A 10,156-nucleotide genomic window follows, 5' to 3' on the forward strand; every position below is an offset into this window, starting at 1 on the left:
AAGCTATTATCAATTGCAGAACTTATTGACTGTTGCGGCGATGTTTCCCAAAAGTGGAGAGGCGGCATTATGGTCTACACAGAAGAAGCTTTCAAAGCAGAGCTGAACGCCAGAGGCTGGCGAGCCACCCGGCAGCGGGAGATTATCTTGCAAACCTTTCAGAACCTACCCGAGGGCACTCACCTAAGCGCTGAGGAGCTGCACAAAAAGTTGCGGGAAGAAGGCCACAACATCAGCCTTTCCACCATCTATCGCACTGTCAAGCTGATGGCACGCATGGGCATTTTGCGCGAGCTGGAACTGACCGAAGGCCACAAACATTATGAGATCAACCAGCCTGCCCCCCACCACCACCACCATTTGGTTTGCATTAAAACCAACAAAGTCATCGAGTTCAAAAACAACGCCATCCTGAATATCAGCCAGAAGGTGGCTGAAAAGTACGGCTTTAAGGTGCTGGATTGCCAGCTCACCATCATCGGCATCAGCCCGGAGGGACAGCGCTCGATCTTGTAGCCAAACAATTTCTGAAGCTCAGCTCCTGGACAGATACTTGCCCGGGGCGTTCTCCCAGCAGCGGAGCTGTACTGGGTTTGTGGGAAGATGGGGATCCCCTTGGCAGGGAAAGTGCCAGAATAGCCGCTGTAAAGTCGAAAGCCATTGGCAGTTGAGGCAATAACTGAGCTTATCCCACCCAATTCGGGAGATGGCTATGAACGAGCAGGAAGTGGCGCAGTGGCTAGAGCAAGCTCTGGCAAACCTGCGTCTGAGGATCCAGGTGAAGGTCCAGCCCCTCCAGGACAATGCCGAGGACTACGCCTTGGTGGTCATGCTCAATCGGCCCGCCAATGTTGTCCTCAACTATGAGCATCTGACAGCCTGGTTCCAGAAGGTCATGGCCAAACGCTACCCCCAAGTTAGGCGCTTGGCTCTCTACAGCCGCCCCATCGGCCAGCAGCAGGCCGACTGGAAGGCCCAGGTGAGGCTGGCTCCGGAAGTGGCGACGGGCAGGAGGGATCCCGCCGACAGTCCAGATCTCAGCCGCTACTGCTTTGTCCAAGACCGCCAGTTGCTCACTGCCGACCTGCCTCAACCTTCGAGCGTGGTGCGCCAGGCGGTCTTGGGTTTTCATAGCCTCACCGCTGGGCAAAAAGAGGAGGTTTTGCCCCTACTGCCCACCTTGTTCCGCAACCCCGGCGCCGTCTCGACGGTGACGTTGTCGGTGGAAGCATCCCTGTGGCTGGAACCTCTGAAAAGCCTCAATCCCCATGAGCTGCGCCTGTTGAGCGTTTGGCTGAGCCGCTATTGCTTCAACCCCAGCCGCACCTTAGCAGAGTTGGATCCCGCCACCTCCAATCTCAAAACCGGTCAGACCCACCGCCGGTATCGCGCTCCTCAGACAGGGGTCTCGCTGGTTTTGGCCAGCTTTGCCGGCAACCTCACTCTGGCCGCCGGCGTGACCCTGAGCCTGTTGTTCGGCATGGTGTTTGTGCTGGCCCTGGCCGTTTTCGGCACCTTGGAAGAGGGGTTCTCTTTTGGCTCTCTCCTTTTTGCTGTTTTGCTCACCCTGGCCTTCAACGCCCTGATTTTCTTTTTGTCCCCCTGGCTGATGGACTGGATCCAGCACAGCCTCTACGGCACCCAGTGGGTGAGCCTGGCAGAAATCGGGCGTCGCAGCCCCGAAAGCGCGGAGGTGATCGAACGGGTCTGCCGCCAGTACAAGCTGAAGCAGCCGAAGCTGGGTCTGATCCGCGACCAAAACCCCACTGCCTTTACCTATGGCAGCCTGCCGGATACGGCCCGCATCGTCGTCAGCGAGGGCCTGTTCACCTACTTGGAAGATGAGGAGGTGGCTACAGTTTATGCCCACGAGCTGGGGCATGTGATCCACTGGGATTTCGCGGTCATGACTCTGGCTTCCACATTGGTGCAGATCCTCTACCTCCTCTACGTCTACCTGCGCGACACGCGCCGGGATCGCAGAGGGGGCAAAAACATAGGTTCCTTGGCGCTGGTCGCCTACTTTTTCTACGTGGCTGGCTCCTACTTGGTGCTGTATCTGTCGCGGGTGCGGGAGTACTTTGCCGATCACTTTGCCGCCGAAACCACCGGCAACCCCAACGCCCTCTCGCGGGCTCTGGTGAAAATAGCCTTTGGCATTGTGCAAGAAGGGGAGCGGGAACAGGATGAGGAAGCCCGACAGCGCAGTGCTCGCCTGCTGGAAGGGACGCGGGCCTTGGGGATCTACGATGCCAAGGCGGCGGTGATGGTGGGAACAGCTTACCGGATGGCTGCGGATCCCAGCCAGGTGGGCAGGGTGTTTTTGTGGGATCTGTTTAACCCTTGGGCCTGGTGGATGGAGCTGAACTCCACCCATCCCCTCACTGGCAAGCGGGTGCGGGCGCTGGGCACCTATGCCGAACAACTGGATCTGCCGGTGGAGTTCGACATGGCCAGCGTGGTGGCCCAGGGCAAGCAGCTCAACCGCCAGCAGCTCTACGGCAATTTTCTTCTGGACGTGGTTTTGTTAAACGCCGAGTGGCTGGGGGCGATCTTGGGGATGGTGCTCGGGATCCCCGCTCTGCAGGCAGGGTCTTACGGCATGTTTGCCGGCCTGGCCGTGGCGGGAGCCAGCTTGGGCCTACTGCTGAAGATGACGGTGATGTACCCCAGCTTGGAAAACCCGCCGGCGTTGACGGTGTTGAAGGCGATGAGCAACCCCTATGCCAGCCCCTTGCGCGGCTTGCCGGTGCAGTTGCAGGGGCGGGTGATTGGGCGAGGGGATCCAGGCTATCGCTTTGGCGCCGATCTCAAGTTCCAGGATGAGACGGGGATGATTTTCTTGCGCTATGTTTCTCGGTTTGGGCCGCTGGGCAACTTCCTGTTTGGGGAGAGCCGGGCAGGCAGGCTGATCGGCCAAGAAGGAGCGGTGGTGGGATGGTTCCGGCGGGGGGTAGTTCCCTACCTAGATCTGTCCCGCTTCCAGAGCCGCTATGGCGAAGTGGTGACCAGCCATCCTCCTTTTGGGCAGGCAGTTCAGGTGGCGCTGGGCTTGATTGCTGCCTTGCTGCTGATGGTCTTTTTCCCGTTCTAGGCTATCTGGCCAAGGATGCCAAGCTCAGGCTTTTGCCGGTTGCCCACCGTTGGCACGGGCATAGTCGTCGCTGAAGCGGACGATGTCGTCTTCGCCCAGGTACTGGCCGTTTTGCACCTCGATGATCACCAAGGGGATGACGCCAGGGTTTTCCAGGCGGTGCTTGGTGCAGGGGGGCACGTAGGTGGACTGGTTGGTGGTGATCAGCCGCTCTTCATCGCCGCAGGTAACTTTGGCGGTGCCAGCAACAACGATCCAGTGTTCGCTGCGGTGGTAGTGCATCTGCAGGCTAAGGCGATGCTTGGGCAGCACCACAATCCGCTTGATCTTGTAGCCAGGGCCCTCATCTAGCACTGTAAAGCTGCCCCAGGGGCGAGTTTCGGTATTGCTCTCCATGAGCTTGTTGAAAACTTCGGCTGAGAAGGTGGCCGGCAGTTTTTCCACTGAGGGTAGGGGGGAATTGTGGGTTTCTAGCATAGGCTGCTCTCCTTGGGGCCCTGCCTTCAGCTTATCCTACCGAGCTGGGGAGTAGCCTAACTCCATTGAAATCCTATGGGATCATGGAGAAGTCTCCTGATCTTGGCAAAGGCCCTTCTCCTCCATGCATTCCTACCCGGTTCACATCCACGACCGCCAGAAAGACACCCACTATCTCATCCAGGTACCTGCCGACCAATACATCCTGGAGGCTGCCGAAGCCCAAGGGATCCAACTGCCCTTTGCCTGTCGCAACGGCGCCTGCACCACCTGTGCGGTGCGGATCCGGCAGGGATTCCTCTACCAGCCGGAGGCGATGGGGATCTCCCGGGAGCTGAAGGAGCAGGGCTACGGGCTGCTGTGCGTGGGCTATGCCCGCTCGGAGCTGTGGGTGGAAACCCAGGATGAAGATGAGGTGTACGAGCTGCAGTTTGGCCGCTACTTCGGTCAGGGGCGGGTACGACCGGGGATCCCCATCGACGATGAGTAATTTTTCTCCCTCAGTTGCCTCTAAAGGCCTGCCGCCGCATCCCTGGCCTTCGCAGCCCCAGGGCTGGCTGTTGGGAGCGGCAGCGCTGATCCCGCTAAACCTGGCCCCCAGTCTGCTGCTGGCGGTGGTGGGAACGGTGCAGAGCTATGGCCGCTCCTGGCAGCAGATCCGACGGGATCCCCTGTTGGGCTTGGCAGGCCTGCTGAGCCTGGTTGCGGTGACAACGGCGCTGCTGGCAGAAGACTGGCGGCTGAGCTTGCTGGGGATGTTTAACTACTGGCCTTTTCTGCTGATGCTGCCGGCCTTGGCTGGGGCACTGAGGGATCCCCTCAGCCGCCGGCGCCTGGCGCAGGTGTTGGTGCTAGGCAGTGGACTGATGCTGCTGTTGGGCTGGGGAGAGGTTCTGTGGGGGTGGCGGGGGCATCTCTTCTTGGGGCCGCTCTGGATTACGGGAGTGGCTGGCGGGGAGCGGCCGGCGGCGGCCTTCACCTCCCCCAATATCCTGGCCATTTACCTAGTGATCCACCTGTGCTTGGCGGCGGGGCTGTGGGGGGTAGCCTCATCCCCCCTTACCAGAGCAGGGCTGGCGGCAATGCTGGGGCTGGGATCCCTGCTGTTGCTGCTGACGGCCTCCCGCAACGGCTGGGGGGCAGGGGGATTGGCTTTGCTCATTGGGCTGGCGCTGCGGCGCTGCTGGTGGGGGCTCCTGCTCCTGTCCAGTTTGGGGTTGGCCGGCTTGGCGGCGGCTTTGGATTGGCCCGGCTGGCGGGCGGTTGTGCCCTCCTTGATCTGGAGCCGGTTGGCAGACACCTTTGACCCCCAGGCCCCCTACTTTAGCTCTACGGCCAACCGCCTGGATGCCTGGCGCTTTGCCCTGCAGATGGTGCGGGAGCGTCCCCTAACGGGCTGGGGCTGGCAGAGCTTCCCTGCCCTCTACAACGCCCAGGATCCGCCGGAGCTGCTGGGCCACTGCCACAACTTGTACTTGCACCTAGCGGCAGAAGGCGGGATCCCTCTGCTGCTGGGCTATTTGGCCTTGTGGGGCTGGATCTTGGTGCGGAGCTGGGGAGCCTGGCGCTGCTCCCAAGACGGGATCCTCTTGGGAGTTTTACTGGCCTTGACGGCGTTTTTTGCTGCGGGGCTTTTGGATGTGGTGATCTTGGATGGCCGCATTCACCTGTTGATAACCTTGCTCTTGGGCGCAGCTTGGGGAGCCAGCCTCGAGCCCCTCTGCAGCGAGGCAAATAGGGTTCCGGCGGATCCCTTCCCAGGCGAGGCATCCCGGCCAATGCCGCAATAGAGTTCCTCCCTTGGTCTCTGTTTCGGTCGCCGGATTTTTTAGCTTGGGATTGTCTCAAGTCCCCGCTCATCAAATCTCCCTTTTCCTTGGGGAGAAAAGGTGGGAGGCGAGGGCATACTTCCCCAGAAGGGGAGTAAAAAGCTGTCGCCAACCTACTTCCAAAAAGGTTCAGTGGTACTTCGAGTAACAGCTATACCATTGATGGGCAACTAAAGTTGCTTACGGGCTTTTCTGCTCTGCACTAAAGTACGGGGCTGCCAAGCTATCCCTCTGTGTCTGCAAGGTCAAGAGGTTCCAGTGGCGATGCTGGCAATGCTTATGTAGAGGTGCACTTGCGATCGGGAAAGCCTTCATTCTACCTGGGTTTTGGTTCTGATGATAGCAAGGCAAGGGCGGAAGCGGAGCAATGGGGCCAGCTTTTGGGGTGTCCGGTCAAGCTGCCGGAGGCAACGCCTTAGGCTCAACCTATCCTGATAGCTCCTTCCAGCCAACAAGGGGAGGCAAGGTTGGCCAAAGCTGAGACAATAACACCTGTCCACGCGCTTAAAGGGATCCCCTGTGCTGCCGCGGGCTGCTCTGTGGATTTTGGGGTTGGGCCTGCTTCTGCGCTGCTGGGTAGCGGCTCTGTTGCCGCCGGGCTTTGACGAAGCCTACTACTACCTCTACACTCGCCATCTGGACTGGAGCTATTTTGACCATCCACCGCTGGTGGCCTGGACCACAGGCCTGGGGCCTCTTCTGACGGGGCAGGTGTCGGCTTTTTCAATTCGATTGGGATCCCTGCTGGTTTACAGTGGCTCTTCCCTGTTGCTTTACCTCACGGCGGCGCGGCTCTTTTCGCTGCAGGCGGGGCTGATTGCTCTAGCAACCATCAGCATCGCGCCCATTTTCTGGATTGGGTTTGGGGTGCTGACCCTGCCGGATAGCCCGCTGATGTTTTTTACGGCGGCAACCCTGTGGGTGGCTGCCCAGGAGTTTTTTCCAGCTCCCTTGGCGGAGGGGAAATTGGGGGTCTATGGGGCAGCTCGCTACCGACCGGGGCCCAGGCTAGCCCTGATGGGGCTATTGGTGGGGCTGGCCTGCCTAGGCAAATACCACGGCCTGGCGTTGGGGTTTGGCCTGGTGCTCTTTTGTCTGCTCAGCCCAGCCCACCGCTGCGCCCTCAGGTCGGGGTGGGCACTCGTGGCAGTGCTGGGGTTTTTGGCGGCCTTCAGCCCGGTGCTGATCTGGAATGCCCAGCAGGATTGGGCCTCCTTTCGCTTCCAAGGGGGGCGAGCGGTGCCGGAGGCAGGGTACCAACTGCAAGAGCTGCTTCTGACGGTGCTGGCGGAAATTTTTTATCTTTTCCCAACCTTGGGGATCCCTTTGCTGGGGCTGAGCTTGGCCGAGGGTGGGCGGGTGGGGTTGGCGCTTTTTCAGGGAAGACGCCTCACGGATCGAGAGCTGAAGCATCTTTTGATCTTGGCCTGTGGGTTGCCGCTGGTGCTGGCTTTTACCTTGATGGGGGGCTATCGGCCCATTTTGCCCACCTGGCCGATGCCGGGGTTCTGGGTGCTGAGCTTGCTTTTGGGATCCCGCTGGGAAAGGTGGCCGGAGGCAAGGCGGCTCTTGGCAGGAACGGCGGTGGCGGTGAGCCTGTTGGTGGGGGTGGGGCTGGCCCATGTGCGCTACGGGCTGCTGCAAGCGCCTGGCGGTCTGGGCCTGTGGCCGGTGGAACAGGATCCCTCGACTCAGTTGATTGACATCGAACAGTTGCGGCGGCGATTTCAGGCGGATCCCCGCTTGGCCCAGGCTCTGGCGGAGGCGGATTTCATTTTCACTAACGCTTACTTTTTGGGCGGCCAGATTGGCATGGCCTTGGCGCCGCTGACGGAGAAACCCCTCACCTGCCTGGATGAGGATCTGCGGGGCTTTGCCTTTTGGTCGCAACCTGAAGATTGGCTAGGGCAGGATGGCCTGCTGATTACCTCCAAGCTGTTTCAGCCAAGAGCAGGGATCCCGGCCGCCTACGGCACCTACTTTGAACAAATTGAGCCAGTGGCAGAGATTCCCCTGCGGCGGGCGGGGGCAGTGGCCCAAACCTTTCAGGTGTACCTGGCTCGGCAGATGCGCCAGCCCTATCCTCGGCCCTACTCCCGCCGGCGCTGAGGGCTACGGCTTTTTCTGTCCACTAACGCCACCCTCCTAGGAACTGGCAAGGGCAGATGGGCCGAGCTTCTGGGCTTGGCTAGCCTAATAGTCTATTGCTTCAAAAGTTGGTGGGGAACTCATGCAGACCATCATCATGACGGTGGGCACCTCTCTGCTTACCAACCTGGACAAAGACCTGCAGCCGCAGCGCCCTTGGGTCGGCCAAAAAACCATCGGCGATCCAGAACGGGCCTTGGCCTGGATGAAAAAAACAGACTTGGAACTGATCAGCGCCGAAACCAACACCTACTACCGGCTGGATCCCACTCCGCAGGATGCCTTGATTTTGCTGTACTCCGAAACCCCTGAAGGACTGGAGTGTGCCCAGATTTTGCAGCTCTTTTTTGAAAAAGCGCTGGGCCAGCAACAGGTTTCCCTGCTGCCCCTCCCCGGCATCAACTACGAGCTAGAGGGATCCTCGCTGGAGCGGATGGCCAAGCTGTTGCAACAGTTGGCCCAGAGCGCCAAGGGGATCGTCACCTTTGCCGCCACCGGGGGGTTTAAAGCCCAGGCCATGGTCATGGCCGTGGTGGGCAGCCAATTGGGGATCCCGGTCTGCTACATCCACGAGCAATACAAATCTTTGGTGTATTTGCCCTATCTGCAACCGCAAGTTCAGCCGCGGATCCCGCGGGCAAGCTTGCCGGATTCTGGTCGAGATCGCTCCCAGGTCATCCAATTGCGCAGCGACAGCAGCCATCACCGTCCTCGCAGTTGGGTCAAGGTGGAAAAACTCCTGCGTGAGCTGCCTTGGGTAGATCTGGTTCGCTACGACCCAAGCGCCTACGCTGCCCCCAAAAACGGCGTCAAGGCCGCCAACCGCAAAACCGCAGATGGCCGTCACATTTTGTGGCTCCATCTCCACGAAAGCCAGGACACCCACCTTGCCGTTAGGGTAGAGACCACCGGCTATACTCCCGAACACCTAGAGCAGGCCGCTGCCGAGCTGCGGGAGCGCCTCGGTCGCCTCCTTTAGCTTTTGCTCAACTGCTGGGCCACGAGTTGCACGATGGCCTGAGCCGCACCCGGCTTGCCCCCCAGACGCTGCAATTCCGCCTGCATCTGTTGACGCCGCTCGGGATCAGTCAACAGGGCCCGCATCTGTTCGGCTACCTGGGCCGGGCGCAAGTGTCCTCGCAGCTCCGGCACTACCTCGCGTCCTGCCCAGAGGTTTGGCCAAGCCAGGTAACCCAGCCACCGCAGGGCAATTCTGTTGATAAGGCGGGCCAGCCAAGTGCCCAGACCGGGCAGGCGAGCCAACAGGCCAGGGATCCCGCCCCAGGCGCGCATCGCCTCCAGCTTGTTGGTGGGGATCGCCACCACCATTGGCACCCCCAAGTAAGCCAGCTCGGCAGTGTTGGCGCCGACGGTAGTTAGACAGAGGTCGCAATTGGCCAGCACCGAATAGGCGGGGAAGCTGGTCCACAGGTGTACCGTGGTGCCAAAGGGGGTGACGAAGTGGGATCCCAAATTGGTTTGCTCCAGAGTGGCCGAGGTGCCGTAAATCACGGCCATATCGGGGTTGAGCTTGGGATGGGCATAGGCCGCCAGCGATCGCGGCGTCTGGCCGGGAGCCACTGGGATTACGAAGCGGACGTTGGGCAGCAACTGGCGCAACTCATCCGCCACCGCCAGCACCAGCGGCACCCCCAGGGAGAGTTTGGCCGGCTTGGAGCCGGGGAGCAGCCCCACCTGGTAGTGGGTGCGGTTGCCATCGCTGAGACGTTGCCAGCTGTGCGGCAGCAAAGCTTCGTCGGCAGAGCGGGATTCCACCCTTTCCGGTGCCGTTCGCACCGATTCCGGCTCCTCGATGGGATCGGGGAGGGGCTGGAGGAGGGTGGAAAAGCCTGCCGTCGGTTTGGGAGCAGCGCCAGAAGCCTGTGTGGGAAGGGATCGGCTGCTAAGCCAGCCGGGAAGAGGTATCCCCGGCAAGTAGACGGCACTGGCCACGCCATCGGCCATCAGATCCCCGACCACGTGCATTTTGGGGGCCCAGCGGTGGCCCAGGAAGCGTCCCCCGTTGTAGCGGCGTTTGATCTCCTCCGTCCGTACAGCAAAAGCGTCTACCCAGGGTCGCCAGCGGGGCTGATGCTCCGCATACACCACCAGACGGTAGCGCAGACGACGGGCAATCCAGACGGCAAAAAACTGATCCCCTCCTAGAAACAGCACCACCCCCCGCTTGGCCCAATCCCAGGCTTCTTCGGTCTGACCCGTGAGCAGAAAAGCCAGAAAAAAATCCGGATCCTGCACCCGATCGACCCGGATAAATTCCTCCGCTATCTTCATCTCTTGTCCAGAGGCGTGCGGACAAGGAGAGAGCACCAGAGAAAGACGGGCCTGGGGCAGTTGCTGGCGCAATTCTAGGACGACTGGCCGCACCCAGGTAAGCAGCTCGCCGGGACCGTTGGAGAGGATGAGAATGTCGTAGGGAAGCTGGCCGCCGTTCACTGAGACGCTCAGGGGGCAAGAACTTTGCCGCTATTGTACAGTTTGCCTTTGGGCGCCAGGAGACTACTGGGATCCCACTGGCTCCCAGCCCTTGCCCTGCTGCGAGGGAGCTTCGCCAGCCCTCTTCCTTGCTCAGGGTTCAACGTAAGGCGCG

General features: G+C 60.5%; 8 protein-coding genes. 6 read left to right on the plus strand and 2 right to left on the minus strand.

Going from position 1 to position 10,156, the window contains the following annotated elements; genetic code table 11:
* The first annotated feature begins 69 nt into the window (after window positions 1-69).
* Both NW852_RS09780 and NW852_RS09785 read left to right on the plus strand, forming a co-directional pair.
* A complete protein-coding gene (locus tag NW852_RS09780) occupies window positions 70-516 on the plus strand; it encodes a Fur family transcriptional regulator (protein ID WP_414365540.1) in 447 nt (148 codons plus the stop codon).
* A gap of 196 nt (window positions 517-712) precedes the next feature.
* Window positions 713-3,094: a M48 family metalloprotease gene (locus tag NW852_RS09785; protein WP_414426687.1), complete on the plus strand. Its 2,382-nt coding sequence runs from the start codon at window positions 713-715 to the stop codon at window positions 3,092-3,094.
* 24 nt (window positions 3,095-3,118) lie between these two features.
* On the opposite strand, the gene NW852_RS09790 is transcribed toward NW852_RS09785, so the two are convergent.
* Complete coding sequence (locus NW852_RS09790; protein WP_414365547.1) at window positions 3,119-3,490, minus strand: phosphomannose isomerase type II C-terminal cupin domain; 372 nt, start codon at window positions 3,488-3,490, stop codon at window positions 3,119-3,121.
* A gap of 205 nt (window positions 3,491-3,695) precedes the next feature.
* Between NW852_RS09790 and NW852_RS09795 the strand changes: the two genes are divergently transcribed.
* From NW852_RS09795 to NW852_RS09810, 4 genes are all read left to right on the plus strand, one after another.
* Window positions 3,696-4,061 carry a 2Fe-2S iron-sulfur cluster-binding protein gene (locus NW852_RS09795; RefSeq protein ID WP_414372402.1) on the plus strand — a complete coding sequence of 122 codons (366 nt, stop codon included), beginning with the start codon at window positions 3,696-3,698 and terminating at the stop codon, window positions 4,059-4,061.
* A complete protein-coding gene (locus tag NW852_RS09800) occupies window positions 4,054-5,361 on the plus strand; it encodes an O-antigen ligase family protein (protein ID WP_414365543.1) in 1,308 nt (435 codons plus the stop codon). Before NW852_RS09795 ends, NW852_RS09800 begins: the two co-directional genes overlap by 8 nt.
* Window positions 5,362-5,919: 558 nt before the next feature.
* Window positions 5,920-7,509, plus strand: a complete 1,590-nt coding sequence (locus NW852_RS09805; RefSeq protein ID WP_414372404.1) for an ArnT family glycosyltransferase — start codon at window positions 5,920-5,922, stop codon at window positions 7,507-7,509.
* A 121-nt stretch (window positions 7,510-7,630) separates the two neighbouring features.
* Entirely contained in the window at window positions 7,631-8,527 is an 897-nt protein-coding gene (locus NW852_RS09810; protein ID WP_414372406.1) for a putative CRISPR-associated protein, read from the plus strand.
* On the opposite strand, the gene NW852_RS09815 is transcribed toward NW852_RS09810, so the two are convergent.
* Window positions 8,524-10,002 (minus strand): hypothetical protein, encoded by a 1,479-nt coding sequence (locus NW852_RS09815; protein ID WP_414372408.1) that lies wholly within the window; start codon window positions 10,000-10,002, stop codon window positions 8,524-8,526. The two genes, NW852_RS09810 and NW852_RS09815, sit on opposite strands and share 4 nt — an antisense overlap.
* Window positions 10,003-10,156 lie beyond the last annotated feature (154 nt).

Source organism: Synechococcus sp. H60.1 (genome assembly GCF_047462335.1).
In the GTDB taxonomy this organism is placed as follows: Bacteria; Cyanobacteriota; Cyanobacteriia; order Thermostichales; family Thermostichaceae; genus Thermostichus.

Excerpts from the sequence above, each read along its gene's own strand:
- NW852_RS09790 (WP_414365547.1), bottom strand. The coding sequence starts at position 3,490 with ATGGAGAGCAATACCGAAACTCGCCCCTGGGGCAGCTTTACAGTGCTA.
- NW852_RS09795 (WP_414372402.1), top strand. The coding sequence starts at position 3,696 with ATGCATTCCTACCCGGTTCACATCCACGACCGCCAGAAAGACACCCAC.
- NW852_RS09800 (WP_414365543.1), top strand. The coding sequence starts at position 4,054 with ATGAGTAATTTTTCTCCCTCAGTTGCCTCTAAAGGCCTGCCGCCGCAT.
- NW852_RS09780 (WP_414365540.1), top strand. The coding sequence starts at position 70 with ATGGTCTACACAGAAGAAGCTTTCAAAGCAGAGCTGAACGCCAGAGGC.
- NW852_RS09810 (WP_414372406.1), top strand. The coding sequence starts at position 7,631 with ATGCAGACCATCATCATGACGGTGGGCACCTCTCTGCTTACCAACCTG.
- NW852_RS09785 (WP_414426687.1), top strand. The coding sequence starts at position 713 with ATGAACGAGCAGGAAGTGGCGCAGTGGCTAGAGCAAGCTCTGGCAAAC.